This window comes from Candidatus Accumulibacter phosphatis (genome assembly GCF_000024165.1).
Lineage (GTDB): Bacteria > Pseudomonadota > Gammaproteobacteria > Burkholderiales > Rhodocyclaceae > Accumulibacter > Accumulibacter phosphatis.
The window spans coordinates 999,515-1,019,840 of the sequence record NC_013194.1 but is presented as its reverse complement, the minus strand read 5'-3'; the positions used below and the strand labels follow the sequence as shown (position 1 = coordinate 1,019,840).

Sequence of the window (20,326 nt, the reverse complement as noted above, 5' to 3'; positions counted from 1 at the left end):
CCGCGCCTGCCCGGCCGCTGGGATTGTTTTACAAACCCTCATCATCCTAAAATAACGCTTGCCGCTATTTTAGGTTCCCGCCACCGATGAAGCGCCCGCTGCAAGGCCGTTACCTCAAGGTTGCCACCGCTGACGAGTCGTTCCAGGCCTTCGTCCCGGCGCCCCTGCCGCCGCGGCCGGCGATCGACTGGACGCCGGCGCTGCGCGGCCGCTTCGACGCCGCGCTGGTGGCACTCGGCCGGCTCGACGCGGTGAGCGACCTGCTGCCGAACGCGGCGCTGCTGCTCTACAGCTTCGTGCGCAAGGAGGCGGTGCTGTCGTCGATGATCGAGGGCACGCAATCTTCGCTCGCCGACCTGATGTTGTTCGAACTCGACGAGCAACCGGGCGTGTCGCTGGAAGACGCGCGCGAGGTGAGTCGCTACGTGGCGGCGCTGGAGCACGGCCTGCAGCGGCTGCGCGGTGGATTTCCGCTGTCGCTGCGGCTGCTCCGCGAAGTGCATGCCGTGCTGATCGGCGACCACGGACGCGGCGCCACGCTCACGCCCGGCGAGTTTCGCCGCAGCCAGGTGTGGATCGGCGGCACACGGCCGGGCAACGCGGTGTTCGTGCCACCTCCAGTCAACGAAATCGAAGACTGCCTGCACCTCTTCGAGCGCTTCCTGCACGACCTGCCCGAACCGACACCACCACTGGTCAAGGCGGCGCTGGCGCACGTGCAGTTCGAGACCATCCACCCCTTCCTCGACGGCAACGGGCGGCTGGGTCGGCTGCTGATCGCGCTGCAGATCTCGGCGGACGGGCTGATGCGCGAGCCGATGCTGTACTTGAGTCTTCATTTCAAGGAGCACCGGCAGACGTATTACGAGTTGCTGAACGCGGTGCGCCTGACGGGCGATTGGGAAGCCTGGCTCGAGTTCTTCGCCGATGCCGTGTTGGCGAGCGCCACCCAGGCCGCGACATCGGCCAGGCGTCTGCTGGAACTGGCCGCCGCCGATGGGCAGCGGATCGCGGCGCTGGGGCGCGCCGCAGCGTCGGCGCTGGCGATTCACCAGGCTTTGCAGCGCCAGCCGATCGCCACCGCCGCGTCGCTCACCGCGACGACCGGACTGACGCCAGCGACCGTTAACAAGGCGCTGGTTCATCTGGAGCGCCTCGGCGTCGTCGCCGAGCTGACACGCAAGCTGCGCGGCCGGGTGTTCAGCTATGCGCGCTATGCCGAAATCCTCAACGAGGGCATGGCCCTGCCGGACGGGAGACGATGAGCCAATTCTCTTTCCTCGAACGTGAGTGGCCCGCCGTGCTGGAAGCGGCAAGCCGGGCCGAGGCGGCGGCGCACGCCGACCCGCGCAGCGCCTGCTTCTACGCGCGCCGGGCGCTGGAACTGGCGGTCGCCTGGGCGTACAAGCACGACGCCGCGCTCAAGCTGCCGTATCAGGACAATCTCTCGGCACTGATCCACGAGTCGAGTTTCAAGCAGGCGGCGGGCGAGGCGGTGTTCAGCAAGGCACGCGTCATCAACACGCTCGGCAACCGCGCCGTGCACGGCCAGCGCGCTATCCCGCTCGACGACGCACTGGTCGCCGTACGCGAACTGTTCCATGTGGCGTACTGGCTCGCCCGCACCTATGGCCGTGTCGGGCGCCCGGCGCCGGGAGTGGTCTTCGACGCCGCCGCACTGCCCAGGGCCACGCCCGCGCCGCGGCTGACCAGCGAGCAATTGCAGCAGCTCGAAGCCGGCCTGCGCGAGCGCGACGAGAAACTCTCCGCCTTGCTGGCGGACAAGGCGGCGCTCGACGAGGAATTGAAGGGCCTGCGCGCCGAGGTGGCGGCGGCGAAACAGGCGGCCACGGCGCAACCGGATACGCACGATTACTCCGAGGCGGAAACCCGCGACTACTTCATCGACCTGCTGCTCAAGGAGGCCGGCTGGTCGCTGGACCAGGCGCGCGACCGGGAATTCGCGGTCGCCGGCATGCCGAACAACGACGGCCAGGGCTTCGTCGACTACGTGCTCTGGGGCGACGACGGCAAGCCGCTCGGGCTGGTCGAGGCCAAGCGCACACGCCGCGACGCGCGCGCGGGCCAGCAGCAAGCCAGGCTCTACGCCGACTGCCTGCAGCGCCAGTTCGGCCAGCGCCCGTTGATCTTCTATTCCAACGGTTACGAGCACTGGCTCTGGGACGATACGAACTACCCGCCGCGCGCCGTGCAGGGCTTCTACAAGAAGGCGGAGCTGGAACTCGCCATCCAGCGGCGCGCAAGTCGCAAGTCACTCGCCACGGCCGAGCTGAACAAGGAGATCGTCGAGCGCTACTACCAGTGGCGCGGCATCCGCCGCATCGCCGAATCCTTCGAGCGCGACCATGACCGCAAGGCCTTGCTGGTGCAGGCCACCGGCGCCGGCAAAACGCGTACGGTGATCGCGCTGTGCGATCTGCTGATGCGCTGCAATCGGGTCAAGCGCGTGCTCTTCCTCGCCGACCGCGTGGCACTCGTGAACCAGGCGGTGAATGCCTTCAAGCGCCACCTGCCGGATTCCTCGCCGGTGAACCTGGTGAGCGAGAAGGACGCCGAAGGGCGCGTCTTCGTGTCGACCTATCCAACGATGATGGGGCTGATCGACGAGACGAGGAACGGCCAGCGGCGTTTCGGCGTCGGGCACTTCGATCTCGTCATCATCGACGAGGCGCACCGTTCGGTCTTTCAGAAGTACCGCGCCATCTTCGATTACTTCGATGCCCTGCTGGTGGGGCTCACGGCAACGCCCAAGGACGAGCTGGACCGCAACACCTACAGCCTGTTCGACCTCGAGAACGGCGTGCCGACCGACGCCTACTCGCTCGCCGAGGCGGTGCACGACGGCTTCCTCGTGCCACCGCAGGCCGTGTCGGTACCACTCAAGTTCCAGCGCGAGGGGATCAAGTACGACGAGCTGTCGGAAGACGACAAGGAGCAGTGGGACGCGCTGGAGTGGGACGACGAGGACGGTGTTCCCGATCGCGTCGAGGCCGAAGCGGTCAACAAGTGGCTGTTCAACAAGGACACGGTGGACAAGGTGCTGCAGCACCTGATGACGCGCGGCGTGACCGTGGCCGGCGGCGACCGGCTCGGCAAGACCATCCTCTTCGCCAAGAACCAGCGCCACGCCGAGTTCATCGCCGAGCGTTTCAACGCCAACTACCCGCATTACAAGGGGGAGTTCGCGCGCGTCATCACCTTCAGGACCGAGTACGCGCAGAGCCTGATCGACAGCTTCGCGGCGAGGGACAAGGCGCCGCACATTGCCATCTCGGTGGACATGCTCGATACCGGAATCGACATCCCCGAGGTCGTGAATCTGGTCTTTTTCAAGCTGGTGCGCTCGAAGACCAAGTTCTGGCAGATGCTCGGTCGCGGCACACGCCTCTGCCTGGACCTGTTCGGGCCGGGCCAGCACAAGACCTTCTTCTACGTCTTCGACTACTGCCAGAACCTGGAGTACTTCAGCCAGGACATTGCGGCCAGCGAGGGAGCGCTCGGCGAAGCGCTCGGCAAACGGCTGTTCAATGCGCGGCTGGAGTTGATCGGCGAACTGGACAGGAACCTGGTGGCTGCCGACCGCCATGCGGCGCAGGAGCAGCGGGCCACACCGCACGGGCATCCGGAAACCGACGGCGAAGTGCGCGCGCAGCTTGCCGTCCTGCTGCAGCGGGAAGTGGTGGCCATGAACCTGGACAACTTCGTCGTGCGGCCGAAGCGGCGCATCGTTGAGCGCTACGCCACGCCCGAGGCCTGGGCGACACTGTCGCCGGAGTCGCTCTCCGAGCTGTCGCGCGAAGTGGCGGGACTGCCGTCGGCGCTGGACCCCGAGGGTGAAGAGGCCAAGCGCTTCGACTTGCTGGTGCTCAAGCTGCAGCTTGCCATGTTGCGCTGCGAGCCCGGCTTCGTTCGCCTGCGCGAACAGGTGAAGGAGCTTGCCGGCCTGCTCGAGGAGAAGTCGGCGATTCCGATGGTGCGCGAGCGGATGACGTTCATCCAGGACGTGCAGACGGAAGCGTGGTGGCAGGACGTGACCGTGCCGATGCTCGAAGGCATGCGCCGGCGCCTGCGCGATCTGATCAAGCTCATCGACAAGCAGAAACGCAAGCCCATCTACACCGACTTCGTGGACGCGATGGGCGAGGAAACAGCGGTCGCCCTGCCGGGGTTCGGCGAGGGTACGGACTACGCCAGGTTCCGTGCCAAGGCGCAGGCCTTCCTGCGCGCGCACCAGGACCACGTCGCGATCCACAAGCTGCGGATGAACAAGGCACTGACGGCGGCCGATCTGGCCGAGCTGGAACGGATGCTTGCCGAAAGCGGAGTCGGTGCGGCGGATGAGATCGAATTGGCCAAGACGCAGTGCCAGGGGCTGGGGCTCTTTGTGCGATCGCTGGTCGGCATGGATCGTGAAGCCGCCAAGGAGGCATTCACCGGCTTCCTTGCCGGCAAGACGCTCGGCGCGAACCAGATCGAATTCGTCAACCTGATCCTCGACCACCTGACCGAGCAAGGGGTGATGGACCCAGCGCTCCTCTACGAGTCGCCCTTCACCGACCTGACGCCACACGGACCCGACGGCATCTTCAGTTCCGCACAGATTGACGAACTGGTGGCCACGCTTGAACAGGTGCGTGGGACAGCCATGGCGGCATGAGCGGATTCGGGGGTCGCTATGCCCGGCGGCCTCACCAGCGGACAGAACGCCTGGGCGGCTTGTGGCAGCCCGGCCTCAGCGTGAGCGCGCCAGGTCGAAGTCCGCGCTGTTGCGTTCGTCGACGAACAGGCTGGCAGGCTCCGGCGTCGGTCCATTGCGACAGGTGACGACGGCGTTGGCGAGCACCTGCTTCTTCTGCAGCACCTCGACGGCGCAGCGGCCGTAGACGCTCTCGATGGTCGCCAGCAGGTTGCGCGAGTAGGGTGTGGCGAGGGCGCTGTCGAGGATCAGGTTGGCGATCAGCAGCCCGTCGGCTTCGAGGACTCGGCGCGTCGCCTGCCAGAATTCGCGTGTCACGAGGTGGCCCGGAATCGAGGAATGCGAGCCGTACACATCGACGATGGCCGCAGCGAAGCGCTGCTCGGTGCGGATGACGAAGCGGCGAGCGTCGTCGGCGATGAAGTCGCCACGCGCGGTTTCTCGGAGAAAGTGCTTTTCGGCGATCCCGCGGACTGCCGGATCGATATCGACATAGGTGTAATGGTTGCTCGGCTCACGGTGCGAGAGCGTGAAGCCGCCGGCGCCGAGAACCAGAATCTGCCGATCACGAAAGGCGAGGTCATCGAGCAGCAGGCTGCGGATATGCCGGATATAGCGAGCGTAGTGCGGTGGCTCGGCGTCATCGATCAAGGAGGCGACCGAACTGTTGTTCTTGAATGCCCGCCCGTTGATGGCGCCGTCGTACTTGACCGGCACGACCAGATAGCTGGCGTAGGCGGTTTCGATCTCCGGGCGCAGCCAGGCGTTGGCGACGAAGGTCAGGGCGCCGACAGCCAGACCGGTCGTCGCCGCTGCCCAGCCACGCCGCGGGCTGAGCAACACGTAGCCGGTGACGAGGAGCAGCGCACTCAGGGCGACGGCGGCCGAAACGCCCAGCCATTGCATGACCAGCAGCGACAGCGACAGCGAACCCAGGAAGGAGCCCAGCGTCGACCAGTACAGAGCCTGGCCGCTGGCTTCCCCGACGCGTTCGTGGTGCAGCAGGTTGGTGAGGATCGGCACCGTCTGCCCGAGCAGCCAGGCAATCGGACAGACGACGCCGGCGACAAAGAAGAGATACGCGAGGCCCGACGGGTTGAGCAAGGCGAAGATCCGATCGACGGCCACTCCCGACAGCCCAACGCCAGTCAGTGCCGCCGCGATCAGGAAGTTCCTTGCCACGACAGCCAGATAGCCGCTGTCGACTTTCGCGCCGGCGTGATAACCGAGGGCCAGCGCGAGCAGGAAAAAGCCGATCGTCGGCGCCGTGACAACGATGGAACTGCCCATGTGCGGGATGATCTGGCGCAACGCGATGACTTCTGCACCGAGCGAGCAGAATCCTTCGATGAAGACGATGGCAAAGAGCAGGAAGCGTGGCATGGGGGATGGGGATCGCGTCGCTGGGGCTGGAGTGAGCCGGCACTATACCGCAGCGGCAAGCGCTTCCGGCCCAAACCGGCGGCTCCGGGCGGCCATGCCGGGTGCGCATGTTTGTCATGATTCACCAAACCGATGGCTCGTCCCGGCGAAAGCATGCCCGCGCCGCAGGTTCAGGCAGATTGATGACTCCGGTATGCCCCATCGCCGGCGTGCAGCGCGTATACTCGCGCCCTCCTCCAGGCGACGGCCAGCCGCCTCGCCTCAACCGGCGCAGGCAATGTGACCGTCGGCATTTCCGGAGAGCAGGATGGACAACGCGCAGACCTTTCTTCAGCAGTTCGGGTGGTTGGCGAGTACCGGTAACCTGGTCGAGTTTTCGGCCACGGCGGCCACGACGTTCGCCCTGATTGCCGCCGCCGAGATCGGCGACAAGAGTCAATTGGTCTGCATGACCCTCGCCTCCCGGCACCGGCCAATGCCGGTCATGCTGGGCGCGGTGGCCGCCTTCGCGGTGCTGAATACCCTGGCCGTGGTCTTCGGAGTGGCCATTGCCAACTGGCTTCCGGAATACGTGGTCGGCGCGACGGTCGCCATTCTCTTCGCCGCTTTTGGCATCCACGCCTTGCGCGCCACCGACGACGGCGACGACGACGATGTCGAGGAGAAAAGTGGCCATGGCATATTTCTCACCACCTTCATCCTGCTCACGGTGGCCGAGTTCGGCGACAAGACGCAGCTTGCCGTCGTTGCCTTGAGCAGCACGCATGTGCCTGCCGCCGTCTGGCTGGGTGCCACGGCGGCCCTGGCGACAACGTCGGCCGTGGGAATCCTGGCCGGCCGCACCATCCTGAAGAAGATTCCGCTGGTCCTGCTGCACCGGATCAGCGGCGCGTTCTTCCTGGCCCTCGCGGCAGTTGCCGCTTACCAGGCCTACCGCTCCTTCACCGGCGGATAGGCCAGTCGCCGCGCGACGACAAGCCGGAGTCGGCCGCTGGCCGTCGCCAAAGGCCGGACTCCGGCAAGCTGCCGTGGTGGCGGCAAGTCGCCGCCGATCGCCCCCCCGGGTCTCAGGCAATCAACTGAAAGTCGCTGTACACCAAGCTCGGATGCGTCGCCAGCCCGACCACAGCGATCGCCACGGCCGCGCCGCTGCCGCTGCCGTCGGCGTCGTAGAACAGGCTTCCTGACGCTGTGTCGTAGATGATCCGGTCGCTGGCGTCGTGGGCCACGCTGATGCCGTTGCCCGACCAGAACTGGTCCGCGGTCAGGTTGCCCGGCGCCACACCCAGGGCACGTGTTACGTCCGCCCCTAAACGGGATTGAAGGGCTTTGAATATCGCGCGTACTTTGAGCAGGAAGATCGAAGGATCTCCTGAGCGAAGGCGGAATGAAGAAGGACGGAGAAGGGCTGGAACACCTCTGCTATCGTGGGAAGTTATCGAGACGACCGAGATAGAAAAGAGCCCAGCCCATGCAACGAATTGTAGCCGGCATCACCACGCTTGAGCAGCACGTTGAGACGACTCAAAAGGCCGCTGAAGTGTATCGACCGAAGTCGTGCCCGCACTGCGGGCTGGGAGTGGTCCATCAGCATGGTCACTATGAGCGAAAGGCCGACCGCCGAGCCGTGCCGCCACGGCTCAACCCGATCCCCATCCTTCGCTACCGTTGTGCCGGATGCCGACGCACGTGTTCGCGCCTGCCGGAATGTATCGCACCGCGACGCTGGTATGACTGGTCGGTGCAACAGCAAGTCCTGCAGCAGCGGCTGAACGGCGCGGCAGAGCACCCCGGCGGTCCACCTGACCGGCACACGGGCGCGCGCTGGTGGAACTGGTTGCAGGAGCGGGGAAAGGACTTTGTGTTTCACCTGCGCGTGCGCTTTGCCGAACTCGGCCGGGCCGTTGACACGCACGGCTTTTGGCACCAGGTGTTCAACAGCCTGGGTCTGCCGCGGGCCATGTTCTGGCTCGATCAAGAGATGAGCGTCCCATGATTTCCTGACACCGAGCGAGTGGCGGACGGTGGGGACCCCGCCCGGGCGGGGTCCCCACACAGTTTGCTCGTGGCATTATTTCGGCCCTTTTGTTTTGATGACGACTCCCATTCACCCCGAGGAGTCGTCATGAATCGAATCAATCCGATCGCCTTGTTTCGCCTGTCCGTCCTGGGTTCGCTGACCAGCCGGGAACGGCTGGATCACGGCGAATTGCAGCAGACCATCCGCGCCCTGGCCGAGCGCGAATACACCATTCCCGGCACGCGTCGGCGCCATGTTGCCGAGAAGACGATTCAGGGCTGGTATTACACTTACCTTGCCCAGGGCATCGATGGCCTGACACCCAAGACCCGTATCGACCGCGGGCAATCGAAGCTATCGCAAGCCATTCAGACCGCGATCCTTGCCGCGAAGCGCGACAACCCGCGCCGCTCGATCCGTCAGATTCGCCAGTTGCTCGAAGCCACCGGAACGGTGGCTCGCGGCAGCCTGTCGCGCTCGACGGTCCACCGGCTGCTGCAACAGCACGGCCTGTCGCGGATCAGCGGCTCGGCCAGCCTGCCCGAGGAGAAGCGCAGCTTCGTCGCCGCTTCCGCGGGCGCCATCTGGTATGGCGATGTGATGCACGGTCCCCGCGTGCCTCACGAGGGCAAGCTCGTCAAGGGGTATCTCGTCTCGCTGTTCGACGATGCCTCACGTCTGGTGGCTCACAGCGCTTTCTGCCCCGGCGAAACGGCGCTCGACATCGAAGGGGTGCTCAAGCAGGCGCTGCTGAAGCGAGGCATCCCGATCAAGCTCGTCGTCGATAACGGCGCGGCCTACCGCGCTGAGACCCTGCAGGGGATCTGCGCCCGCCTGGGCATTCACCTGATCTATTGCCGGCCCTATGCGCCCGAGGGCAAGGGCAAGTTGGAGCGCTGGCACCGGACCTGCCGCGACCAGTTCCTGTCGGAACTCGACGAGCGCCACATCAACAGTTTCGAGGACCTCAATGCGCGTCTCTGGGCCTGGCTGGAGCGGGTCTATCACCATACGCCGCATGCCGGCCTCGACGGGATGACGCCGCTCGCGCGCTACCAGCAGGATTTGTCGAAGATTCGTTCGCTGGGAGCGCTGGCCGCGCAGCTCGATGCCTTGTTCCGGTATCGCGTCAGCCGTCGAGTCAGGAAGGATGGCACGGTGTCGTATCAGGGGGCGCGCTTCGAAGTGCCTTTCGAACTCTCCGGCAAGACGGTGTGTCTGGTCGTCGATCCGCATAGCGGGGCGGTCATCGAGGTCGAGGACGAGCACGGCAAGGGGATCGGCGCCGCGACCCCGCTCGATGCCCTGGGCAATCTCGATCGCCAACGAAATAAATCCGACCCGACAGACGCCGCTCCCGCCTCGCCGTCTGGCCCGAATCTGATCGAACTCACCTATCGTCAGTATTACGACCGCAAAGGAGACTGAAGATGTATCTGCAACACTTTGGTCTGCGCCATCCGCCTCTGGGCAAGGACGCCGCCGAGCTGTGGGATGACGGTGCGCTGGCGCAACTCGCCGAGCGCTTCCAGTGGCTTCTGCAATCGCCGGGCCTCGGCCTGCTGACCGGCGAGGCCGGCGTGGGCAAGACGGCCGCCTTGCGCCTCGTGACCGCCAAGCTCAATCCGCATCGCTACCAAGTCATCTACCATGCCGAGACCGATTTCGGACGGGCAGACCTTTACCGGTGCCTGGCCCAATCCCTCGGCCTTCAGCCGAGTTATCGTCGCGCCCAACTGTGGCGCGACATCAAGGCGCATATCCATCATCTGGCCGACGCCAAGCAACTTCTGCCGGTCTGGATCCTCGACGAGGCGCAGAATCTGCCACCCGAATTCTTCCGCGATTTCCCCGCTTTTCTCAACTTCGCCTTCGATTCGCGCGATCTCATCACTGTCTGGCTGGTCGGTCACCCGATCCTCGCCCAAACCCTCGAACGGGCGTCTTACGCCGCACTCGCCGGCCGCATCCAGGCACGCGTGCATCTGCGACCGGTGCTCGAACGCGAGCGCTTTGCGCAACTCGTCGGCCATGCCCTCAAGAGCGCCGGGTGTGCGCATACCCTGCTCACCGATTCCGGCCTGGAACTCCTGCGCCAAGCCAGCAAGGGCCTGCCGCGCCACGCCGGGCGCATCCTGCGCACCGCCATGCGTCTGGCGGTGCCGCGCGCACTCAATCATTTGCCCGACGATCTGCTGCAAGCGGCTATCGAGGAGTTGCGATGAAACGCCGCCCTCACTCCCTCTTCCCCGACGGCCTCTCCGACGAAAGTGCGGCGGCGATCAGCGAGTTCCTTCACCAACTCGCCGCTGCTTGTGAGGCCCGCTACCTCGTCCAGCTTCGCCGCCACCGCAGCCGTCAGATGAACCTCTACGATCCCGAAGCCCCTTGGAGAATACCTCCAGGCGAGCCCTTCTAGCCCTCTCGTCCCACGCTGACGCCGGAACCTCTTCTTCCGGCGTCAGCGTGGGACTTTGCCATCATCTCAACCTCGAATGGCTCGGGTTGAAGAGTTCCAGATATCGCGGGACGTAACAGCACGGAACACCGACACACTCAACTGAATGGTATCGGTTCCCGATACGAAATCGGCCAGCACGTCCCGATTGGTGGTCGAACTCAAGGCCTGAGTCAGGACGAACTGGTCCGCGCCGGCGCCGCCGGTCAGCGTATCGTTACCCGCACCGCCGATCAGGCGGTCGTTGCCGTCGCCACCGATCAGCCGGTCGGCACCCGCACCACCGTCGAGCGTGTCGGCATAGGCAGTGCCGGTGAGCACGTTGGCACCGGCATTGCCAAGCAAGGACAAGGCGTTGGCCACCCGCGAAGCGTCCACGTCCAGCGCCAGCGTACCGCTGCTTACCGCAACCTCACCCAGCCCACTGCCGATCACCACCCGCTCGATGCCAGTATCGCCGGCGAACAGTGTCAAGGTTCCGCTGGTGTTGGCCGCAAAGCGGACCTCGTCACTGCCGCCATTGCCGCTGTCGGCAATCTCCGCTGCCGCGTGGTCGCTGGCCAGCCCGACCAGGTAGATGTCCGACCCCTCGCCACCGTCGAGTACGTCGACCCCGGCCTTGCCGTCGAGGACATTGATCCCGGCATTGCCCCGCAGCGTGTTGGCCAGAGCATTGCCGATGCCGCTGAGGTTGCCGCTGCCGGTAAGCGTCAGATTCTCGACGAAGTTGCCGAGCGTCCAGTTGATGCTGCTGTCGACCGTGTCAGTACCACCGGCGTCGTACTGGCTGGTGCTGGTCGTCGTTTCGTAAACTTTGTCGCCGAGGTTGTCGACAACGTAGCGATCGTCGCCAGCACCGCCCAGCAGGATGTCGGCACCCTGGCCGCCGTCCAGGCGATTGGCACCGGCGTTGCCGGTTAGCGTGTTGTTGAGCGCATTGCCGGTGCCGGCAAGGTTGCCGGTGCCCAGCAGCGTGAGATTTTCCAGGTTGGCGCCAAGGATCCAGTCAACGTAGCTCTCGACCCTGTCGATCTCGCTCGCCAGCGTCGACGCTTCGATGATGGCGTCACCGGAATCGACCACATAGACGTCGTTGCCGGCACCGCCGATCAGGGTATCCGCACCGCCGCCGCCGATCAGTCGGTCAGCGCCGGCACCACCGTCGAGCCGGTCGGCGTAGGCGGTACCGGTCAGCACGTTGGCACCCGCGTTGCCAAGGACAGAGAGGGCGTTGGCCACCCGCGAAGCGTCCACGTCCAGCGCCAGCGTACCGCTGCTTACCGCGACCTCACCCAGCCCGCTGCCGATCACCACCCGCTCGATGCCAGTGTCGCCGGCGAACAGCGTCAAAGTCCCGCTGGAGCTTGCCGCAAAGCGGACCTCGTCGCTGCCGCCATTGCCGCTGTCGGCAATCTCCGCCGCCGCGTGATCGCTGGCCAGCCCGACCAGGTAGATGTCCGAACCTTCGCCACCGTCGAGTACGTCGACCCCGGCCTTGCCGTCGAGGACATTGATCCCGGCATTGCCCCGCAGCGTGTTGGCCAGAGCATTGCCGATGCCGCTGAGGTTGCCGCTGCCGGTGAGCGTCAGATTCTCGACGAAGTTGCCGAGCGTCCAGTTGATGCTGCTGTCGACCGTGTCGATGCCGCCGGCATCGTACGCGCTGGTGCTGGTCGTGGTTTCGTAGACCTTGTCACCGAGGTTGTCGACGACGTAGCGATCGTCGCCAGCACCGCCCAGCAGGATGTCGGCACCCTGGCCGCCGTCCAGGCGATTGGCGCCGGCGTTGCCGATCAACGTGTTGTTGAGCGCATTGCCGGTGCCGGCCAGGTTGCCGTTACCCAGCAGCGTCAGATTCTCCAGGTTGGCGCCAAGGATCCAGTCGACGTAGCTCTCGACCCTGTCGATCTCGCTCGCCAGGCTTGAGGTCTCGACCAGCACATCGCCGACCTGGTCGACAACATACGTATCCCCACCCGCACCACCGATCAGCGTGTCGATCCCTGCGCCACCGTCGAGGCGGTTGGCCAGGGCATTGCCGGTCAGCACGTTGGCCAGGTCATTGCCGGTGAGGTTGATCGCCACGGCGGCAACGACCGTTGCATTCTCAAGATGGTTGCCCAGCACATAGGAGGTGCCGCTCGCGCTCAGCGCCACCAGAACCGTATCGCTGCCTTCGTCGGCGTTCTCGATCAGGACATCGCCGAGTTGATCGACCTTGTAGACGTCATCGCCCTGGCCGCCGATCAACTGGTCGGCTCCTCCCTGTCCATCGAGCGTGTCGTTGCCGGCCGCGCCCTCGAGCCGATTCACCGACGCGTTGCCGGTCAGGGCATTGGCGAGGCCGTTGCCCAGCACATTGAACAGGCCGGCACCGCTGAGCAGGACGTTTTCGATATTGGCCAGATTCCCGGTCAGCGCGATGGATTTTACCGCCGAGGTATTGGCGTAAACAACGGTCAGCGTGTCGGTCCCCTGGCCGGCGTTCTCGGTCACGTTCGCCAACTCGCCCTCCATGTCGAGCAGATAGGTATCGTTGCCCAAACCGCCGGCAAAGGTATCCAAGCCCGCCTTGCCGTCGAGGATGTTGTTGCCGCTGTTGCCCGTCAACTGATTGTTCTGGCTGTTGCCGGTGCCGTTGCTGTCGGCGTTCCCGGTGAGCACGAGGTTTTCCAGATTGGTACCCAGCGTGAAGCTTACCGACGACTCAACGCGATCGATTCCACCGGCGGCGCTCGTTTCGCTGACGGAGTCGGCGACGTTGTCCACCACGTAGATATCGTTGCCATTGCCACCGCTCATCGCGTCTGCACCGCTGCCGCCGTCGAGACGGTCGTCGCCGCCGTCGCCCGACAGGACATCCGCACCACCCAGACCGTACAGCACGTCGTCCCCCAGCGTGCCGACCAGCCGGTTTGCTGCCTCGTCGCCGGTGATCGTCCTGCCCGCGAAGGTGATCGCGCTGATCGTGTAGCTCCCGGTACCCGTCCAGGTATCCCTGGCCAACAGGTAGTACGTGGCGCTGCTGCTTGCCGTATAGGTGATTTGCGCGCTGCTCGTCCCGGCTCTGACGTTATCGTTGCTGGCGACCGCAGACAGCGAAGTGGCCGTCGTCGCATAGAGCGACAGGTAAGGATCGACTCCCGAACCCGTAGCGACCAAATCGAAGACATAGGTCACACCGGCATTCAGGTTGACGCGGAAGAGATCGAGGTCGCCTGCCCGCTCGATCGCACCCGACACCGCGCCGCCATTCACCGCCAGGTTGCCGGCGCTTGCCGTCGTGGATCCGAAATCGTCGCCGCCGCTGCTCGTGTCGTCATTGAGGATGGTGCCCTGCGCGCTTGACGAGGCGAACTTCAGGCCGGCAGACGGATTCGACAAGGTCACCGTGAAGTGCTCATCGGCTTCCACGCTGGTGTCACCGCGCGCGTAGATCTGGATGGTCTTTTCGGTCTCACCAACTTGAAAGGTGATGCTGCCGGAGGTAGCCCCGGAAAAATCGCTCGCCGGATCGGCTGCCGACGATCCCGTACCACTCAGGCTCCAGTTGACTGTTTGCACCGAGGAACTCGCCGCACTCAGGCTGACCTTGTAGGAAAAGAGCGTCTGCCCGGCATTGCCTTCGGCCTGCGTCGCGGCACTGCTGGAAATCGAAACCAGCGACGGCGAGGGCCCAGCCCCCGACAACTCGCTCGCGTACTTGGTGACGTCGGCGAAGACGAACGTCTCGATCCCCCGCAGCGTGTCCGTCCCGGTCGCGGCGCCGTAGAAGGTGAAGGCGAAGGTCGTCGCGTAGAGATTCGTGCAGGTATAGCTGTAGGCCCCCCAGGTGCCGGAAAACACCACACTGTCCGTCCCTTCGCCGCCGTCGAGCACGTCGTCGCCGGCACCGGCGACAAGGACATCGTCGCCGCCGCCACCCGACAGCGTGTCGTTGCCCGCGCCACCATCGAGTCGGTTGGCCAGCAGATTGCCGGTGATCTGGTCGCCGGCAGAACCTCCCACCGCGTTCTCGATGTCGCACGTGTAGGCAATGGCGATGTTGTACGTCATGCTGTTGCCCGACGAATACGAACCCGGCGCCAGATTGATGGTGCAGGCCGTGTTCCAGCCGCTCAGATTGAGCGTGTCGATGCCGGCAGAATCGTAGATGGTGACGATGGGATTGGCATTGAGCGTGAAATCGAAGATCGGCGCCATCGCGCCGGTGACGTTGGAGCCGAAGCCATACACGGTATCGCCGGTGCGCGTCGTCGTCTCGGCGCCGTAGATCGCCTGGATCGCCATCACGTCGTTGACCATCGGCGTCTGCGGGGAGTACAGCTTGCCGTCCGCACCCACCCAGTCGGCCCAGGCAACCTGACCGCTGCCGCTGTTCATGTTTGGACCGAAGTACGACATCACCGAGTAGACGCCACTGTCCTCGTACGAAGACGGCGTCCAACTCCCCGATCCGTTGTAGTCGCCCATGTGGTCGAGACCCAGCGCGTGCCCGATCTCATGCACATACGCCATGAAGGAGTGCTGGCCGACCTGCGGTGACATCAGGTCAGCGTAGCTGCGGCTGAACCAGACGCTGCCGGTCGTCGGGAAGTAGGCATGGGCGTAGCTGACACCGGTTGTCGACGTGCCGAACTCGATGTTGGAGGTGGTCGCCGTGGTACGCACCATATCCGGTGCGATCAGGTCATCCCAGGTTTGCAGCGCCCGCTCGGCCTGAGCCTGCTGCTGCGCATTGAGGCCCACGAATCCCGACAGCTCCTGGCTGCCGTAGATTCCGGACGCCGCTGTGGGAAAGGCATAAGTGATCCTGATTAGCAATGAACGTCAGCCAGGCCCACTTGGTGAGGTACCCGAGGCCTATTCTGTCCCCATCGCACCACGGAAGAGGGTGTATGGTGTCTCAGGAGTCGCCTGTGCGCCGCTCCGGTGGCGTTCAATTTGGGTGGCTGAAGTTCATTGCTAATCAGGTAAGTGATTGTCGGCCCGCTCCAACGCGATCCTGAAATCAGTTGATCAAGGATCTGTTGCTGGGTCCACGATGCGAGTGCCATGACGCCTCCGTCAAACTGGAGACGCAAAGCTGAAGGAGGGAACTCGATCTGCGCAGGGGATACGCACGATTCGGGCAACCCGGCCACCCTTCTGAGCTCATCTGACAACTCAGGGTAGGGTCCGCGGCTTTGCGTCCGGAGGTTTCCCTCCGTTTGCCTTTAAATCAGATGAGGCCACGCACCGAACGACGATGCCTGAAACCCATCCACCGAAAACTGAATAAACATAGGCGCCTGATCGGAAAAAGTCAAGGCCGATTTCGACGGAGCATGAGATCCGTCGCGCCAGCAGCCCCTCGGCCATGGCGTGGTCCTACTTCTGCTGCACCTCAACGAAATACTGGTTGCACCGCTACCGCGCGCACCCACGGCGGCGCGAACCTTCCAACTTCGAAGCGCGTCGGGCGGCGGACTTCGGCGAGCACAAACTGGCCGATCTGGTACGCAACTTAACTGGCCGCGCGCAACGCGAGTGGCGGATAGGCTGTTCGCGCGCCTCGACCAAAAATTGCGCCCCGTCAGCCAACGAAGCGCCCGCAGTCCCGATGTCGGGCCGCTTCTGTGCCGAGATTGGAGATGCGTTACCGCGTTTTCGCGGAAGAGGGGGAGGAGTCTCGTTGGCAACAACGTCCCGTGATGAGACTCCGGGATGCTCGTTCTTGGAAATCAGCCTCGAGTAGTCTTGCGGCGACGGGCTACAACACCCACTATACCGAGTCCGGTCAGCATCATGGCCCAGATTTCGGCTTCGGGCACCACGGCGACCAGGGCGCTGCCTCCGCCGAAGCTCCAGGACCCCGAAGTGCCAGCTACACCCAAGCCAGCGCTGCCTGCGTAGCGGCCGTTTTTCTGAACCAACGCCCCGCCCAGCGTTTCAAACATCTGGGTGGCTCCACCAATGTTTGTGTTGAAATTCTGATCATTACTGTTGAACCCACTGGCCTGGATTGAATAGACGTGCCCATTGGTGAGCAGCGTAGGCGTCACGTTCTGGTAAGCGTAGGAGGAAATGACCGTGCCCACATTGCCCGTAAAAGTAATCGGCGCTATGACCTGACTGATCGAGTTCGTGCCAGAATTATCGTCATACAGATCAGTCACGTCAAAAAGCCCGACCTTAACCGTGGTGCCATTGGCGAAACCAGCGGTACTGCCAGTAAATGCACCCAAGGCTGAAACCTGAACCAGGCTGTTGGTCACAGCGAAATCGTTACCCAACATTCCAGGCCACGCCTGATTTCCGTCACTGGTCGGGCTGAAATAAACCGGCGCGGCCGCCTGCGCCAAGGACACCGGCAAGCTCGCTAGAACCAGGCACAAAAAGTGAAACCGCTTTGACGTCTGGTAACTCATGATTTTCCCTCCCGAAACGATGTGAATTCCGCGCAGCCTTCGTCCAAAGCATCATAAGACAACATACGGCGCAAAGTTGAGAAGCCCGACCGGAAGCCCCACCTGTGCTTGATCTTCGATAAAGAGGTGTTGCCGGAAGACACAGCACAATCTGAACCGGAATCCGGTAGAGGATAACCATAGCACAGACGATGCTATGGTTCAAGCCAGAAGCAACACTCGCAGCCTCCAGGCAATCGACGCAGAACACCGCTTTCATGGTATTGCTGATCCGCCAACTGAGCACCTTGCGGCTGTACCAGTCGATCACCGCCACCAGGTAGGCGAAGCCACGCGGCAGGCGGATGTACGTGATGTCCGCACTCCAGACCTGGTTCGGCCTGAGCACCGCAACCCCGCGCAGCAGGTACGGATAGACCTTGTGCGCTGGGTGTCGCCGGCTCGTGTTCGGACCCGGCGCCATGCCGGCCAGCCCCATCAGCCGCATCAACCGTTGAACCCGCTTGCGATTGACCGTGTGACCCGCTTTCCCGAGGAAGACCACCATCCTGCGGCTACCGTAGAACGGGTGCCGGGTGTACTCCTCATCAATCAGGCGCCGGTGTAGTAACTCGCTTTCGTCGAGCGCCGAAGCCTCTTGCTAAGCTGCCCACGAGAATCCCCCCAGTCAATACTGTAAAGGTTGACTCCGCGTGATGGCGTTACTATAAATAAGCTCGACGGTGCTTCTTGTCTTGATGCTTATGAGCGTCTCGTGGATGTGCGGCCCACTTCGCTGAAGCGATGCGCAAGCACCGCGCAAGGCTTGTTGCCGCGGAGACGAAGTTCCACGGCCATGATGAGCGCGGGCCATAGCATCGGAGAACCAAGAGTCTGGTGGGCGCGGCAAAGCGTGGCTTGGATGGGGCTGGTTGCAACAACGAAGGAGAGAATAGTGAAACATGCGGCGATGGTTCTTTCGATCGGACTGTTGGCGGCGACTGGGCCGGCATGCGCCGATCAGCATTTCCTTATCACCCGGGTCGCGGATTCAAACACGCAAATGCCGGGTGGAGGGTGGTCGGAGAGCAGCTTGTTGCAGTCCTTTGCCGCACCCGCAATCGACGGCACGGTCGTCGCCTTCTGGGGTTGTGAATACAGCGGTCAAGCCTGCGTGAATGGTGGCAACCAAGGAGTCTGGAAGGCTTCGGATGGCGTCTTGAGCATGGTCGCGGATCGGGCAACTGCGATGCCCAGCGCGGGCGGGAGTTCGTGGACCTGGGGCCCCCCCGGGAACGAACGGGTCAACTTCCAGGATCTCTCCAGTCCCTCCGTCGACGGATGTCAGCAACGGAAGTAAATTGATACAGCGCAACGATTGAAAGTTGATACACCGAACTGAGAAGATCGGCGATTTTTTTGGGCGCCGATGATTACGAAGGAGGTGTATGTGGAAATTGAAGTATTGAGGAAGCATGGATTCAGTCTGCGCAAGATTGCAGCCGAAGTGGGCTGCGCGGTGAATACGGTTCGCAGCCACTTGGCGCAGGGCAAACAGCCCCGCTACCAGCGTCAGAAGAAGCGGGCCACCAAACTCTCGACCCATGAAACGTACCTGTGCGAGCGACAGGCTGCAGCGCAGCCGCAGTGGATCCCGGCCACGGTTCTGTTCAGGGAGATTAGGGCCCTGGGCTACGCCGGCGGCGTCAGCCAATTGCGCGCCTTCATGCGTACGATCCGGCCGCAGGGGGCTGCTGATCCGGTGGTGCGTTTCGAAACGGCACCGGGCGAACAGTTGCAAATCGACTGGGTCGAGTTTCGTAAAGGTGCTGATCCGCTGTACGCCTTCTGCGCGACCCTTGGGTACAGCCGGGCGAGTTACGTCGAATTCGTCACCGACATGAAAGTCAGTACGCTGATCGACTGCCACCAGCATGCCTTTGAGGCGCTCGGTGGCGTGGCCCGGCGCCTGCTCTACGACAACATGAAGACCGTTGTTCTCGAACGCGACGTCGACGGCCCAGGCGAACACCGCTATCACGCGGGCTTTCTCGACTACGCCAAGCACTGTGGCTTCGTCATCAACCTGTGCCGTCCCTATCGCGCCCGGACCAAAGGCAAGGTCGAGCGCTTCAACGGCTACCTTCGCCGCTCCTTCTACGTTCCCCTGATCAGTCGGCTCAAGCAGGCCGGCCTGCCACTGGACGCCGTGACCGCCAATGCCGAGGTCAGGCGCTGGCTCAAGGAAGTGGCCAACGTGCGTATCCACGCCAGCACGCAAGTACAGCCCGCACAACGCCTGCAGGAAGAGCAGGCGCATCTGCAAGGCATTCCCCCGCCATGGCGCGGCGATATCGCCGCCGCTCGTCCCCTGGACGCCCCGCCGCCGGTCGAGGGGGCCACTGTCCGCCCGACGGTTGCCGAGAGAATCGCCTTGCCCACGCCGGAGCAGCATCCGCTCGCCGTCTACGCGCAACTGCTGACCCAACTGCAGGCCGCTGCAGAGATGCAGCCATGAACCTCCAGTACGAACGAATGCTCGCCTTGTGCGACAGTCTGAACCTGCCGTTCGTGGCGCAGAACTACGTCGGCGCCGCCCAGGAAGCCGCTGCGCAGGAAAGCGCCTACAGCGACTTTCTGGAAGCACTGCTGAAAGCGGAAGTCGCGGGACGCCAGGTGCGCAAGCAAAGCATGTTGACGCGTCTGGCGGGATTCCCGGCGATCAAGACGCTGGAGGAATTCGATTACGCCTTCGCCGCCGGCGTCAAAAGGAGCCAGATCGACGAACTGGCCGGTCTGGCCTTTGTCGAGCGCAACGAAAACGTCGTCCTGGTCGGCCCCTCCGGGGTGGGCAAGACCCATCTCGCGATCGCCCTGGGCTATCGCGCCGCGCAAGCCGGCATCAAGACCCGTTTCACGACCGCCGCCGATCTCTTGCTGACCCTCTCGGCCGCGCACGCACAGAACCAGTTGAAAGCGGTCATGCACCGGGCGATCGCCGCTTACCGTCTGCTGATCATCGACGAAATCGGCTATCTGCCGATGAGCCGCGAGCAGGCCAACCTCTTTTTCCAGGTGATTGCCGCGCGCTACGAGAAGGGCAGCCTGATCGTCACCAGCAACCTGTCGTTTGGCCAATGGGATGCCACCTTTGCGCAGGATGCCACGCTGACGGCGGCATTGCTGGATCGTTTGCTGCACCACGCACAGATCGTACCGATCGCCGGGGAAAGCTACCGGCTCAAACGTCAGCGGCAGACGGGAATGGTTCAGGCCAGGAAGGCGATCGCCGGAGGGTAGGCGCCGCCGCGGTGGTGGGGCCTCCTTCCGGTTGGGCCTACGGCCCGCCCTCCAGGAGG

General features: G+C 63.8%; 13 protein-coding genes, 1 pseudogene and 1 riboswitch. Of the genes and pseudogenes, 9 read left to right on the top strand and 5 right to left on the bottom strand.

Annotated elements, in window-relative coordinates; all coding sequences use genetic code 11:
* The first annotated feature begins 86 nt into the window (after positions 1–86).
* The gene (locus tag CAP2UW1_RS04430; RefSeq protein WP_015765460.1) at positions 87–1,265 is read left to right on the top strand and encodes a Fic family protein; all 1,179 of its coding nucleotides are present in this window, start codon (positions 87–89) and stop codon (positions 1,263–1,265) included.
* Entirely contained in the window at positions 1,262–4,678 is a 3,417-nt protein-coding gene (locus CAP2UW1_RS04425; RefSeq protein ID WP_015765459.1) for a DEAD/DEAH box helicase family protein, read from the top strand. Before CAP2UW1_RS04430 ends, CAP2UW1_RS04425 begins: the two co-directional genes overlap by 4 nt.
* Positions 4,679–4,753: 75 nt before the next feature.
* Here CAP2UW1_RS04425 and CAP2UW1_RS04420 read toward each other — a convergent pair whose 3' ends face one another.
* Positions 4,754–6,100, bottom strand: coding sequence for a fused MFS/spermidine synthase (locus CAP2UW1_RS04420; RefSeq protein ID WP_015765458.1), 1,347 nt, complete (start codon positions 6,098–6,100; stop codon positions 4,754–4,756).
* Between the two features lie 307 nt (positions 6,101–6,407).
* On the opposite strand from CAP2UW1_RS04420, the gene CAP2UW1_RS04415 reads away from it, so the two are divergent.
* Entirely contained in the window at positions 6,408–7,055 is a 648-nt protein-coding gene (locus CAP2UW1_RS04415) for a TMEM165/GDT1 family protein (protein ID WP_015765457.1), read from the top strand.
* Positions 7,056–7,167: 112 nt separating this feature from the next.
* Here the strand turns inward: CAP2UW1_RS04415 and CAP2UW1_RS04410 are convergent, their stop codons facing one another.
* Positions 7,168–7,383, bottom strand: coding sequence for a hypothetical protein (locus CAP2UW1_RS04410; RefSeq protein WP_015765456.1), 216 nt, complete (start codon positions 7,381–7,383; stop codon positions 7,168–7,170).
* Between the two features lie 188 nt (positions 7,384–7,571).
* On the opposite strand from CAP2UW1_RS04410, the gene CAP2UW1_RS04405 reads away from it, so the two are divergent.
* From CAP2UW1_RS04405 to CAP2UW1_RS04390, 4 genes are all read left to right on the top strand, one after another.
* Positions 7,572–8,096, top strand: coding sequence for a DUF6431 domain-containing protein (locus CAP2UW1_RS04405; protein WP_012806124.1), 525 nt, complete (start codon positions 7,572–7,574; stop codon positions 8,094–8,096).
* 129 nt (positions 8,097–8,225) lie between these two features.
* Complete coding sequence (locus CAP2UW1_RS04400) at positions 8,226–9,548, top strand: DDE-type integrase/transposase/recombinase (RefSeq protein ID WP_012806985.1); 1,323 nt, start codon at positions 8,226–8,228, stop codon at positions 9,546–9,548.
* A gap of 2 nt (positions 9,549–9,550) precedes the next feature.
* The gene (locus CAP2UW1_RS04395) at positions 9,551–10,345 is read left to right on the top strand and encodes an ExeA family protein (protein WP_012806122.1); all 795 of its coding nucleotides are present in this window, start codon (positions 9,551–9,553) and stop codon (positions 10,343–10,345) included.
* Complete coding sequence (locus CAP2UW1_RS04390; RefSeq protein ID WP_012806121.1) at positions 10,342–10,539, top strand: hypothetical protein; 198 nt, start codon at positions 10,342–10,344, stop codon at positions 10,537–10,539. Before CAP2UW1_RS04395 ends, CAP2UW1_RS04390 begins: the two co-directional genes overlap by 4 nt.
* Positions 10,540–10,605: 66 nt before the next feature.
* On the opposite strand, the gene CAP2UW1_RS04385 is transcribed toward CAP2UW1_RS04390, so the two are convergent.
* The 3 genes and pseudogenes from CAP2UW1_RS04385 to CAP2UW1_RS25040 form a co-directional block, all read right to left on the bottom strand.
* Positions 10,606–15,402 carry a M10 family metallopeptidase C-terminal domain-containing protein gene (locus tag CAP2UW1_RS04385; protein WP_015765455.1) on the bottom strand — a complete coding sequence of 1,599 codons (4,797 nt, stop codon included), beginning with the start codon at positions 15,400–15,402 and terminating at the stop codon, positions 10,606–10,608.
* A gap of 303 nt (positions 15,403–15,705) precedes the next feature.
* Positions 15,706–15,803, bottom strand: a riboswitch (cyclic di-GMP riboswitch).
* A 498-nt stretch (positions 15,804–16,301) separates the two neighbouring features.
* Complete coding sequence (locus CAP2UW1_RS04380; RefSeq protein ID WP_015765454.1) at positions 16,302–16,988, bottom strand: PEP-CTERM sorting domain-containing protein; 687 nt, start codon at positions 16,986–16,988, stop codon at positions 16,302–16,304.
* Between the two features lie 220 nt (positions 16,989–17,208).
* Positions 17,209–17,628 (bottom strand): annotated as a pseudogene (locus tag CAP2UW1_RS25040) (DDE-type integrase/transposase/recombinase); the annotation flags it as partial.
* Positions 17,629–18,396: 768 nt separating this feature from the next.
* On the opposite strand from CAP2UW1_RS25040, the gene istA reads away from it, so the two are divergent.
* Together istA and istB are read left to right on the top strand one after the other, a co-directional pair.
* Positions 18,397–19,485, top strand: a complete 1,089-nt coding sequence (istA, locus tag CAP2UW1_RS04365; RefSeq protein WP_012806910.1) for an IS21 family transposase — start codon at positions 18,397–18,399, stop codon at positions 19,483–19,485.
* Positions 19,482–20,267: an IS21-like element helper ATPase IstB gene (gene istB / locus CAP2UW1_RS04360; RefSeq protein ID WP_012806911.1), complete on the top strand. Its 786-nt coding sequence runs from the start codon at positions 19,482–19,484 to the stop codon at positions 20,265–20,267. Before istA ends, istB begins: the two co-directional genes overlap by 4 nt.
* Positions 20,268–20,326: the final 59 nt, after the last annotated feature.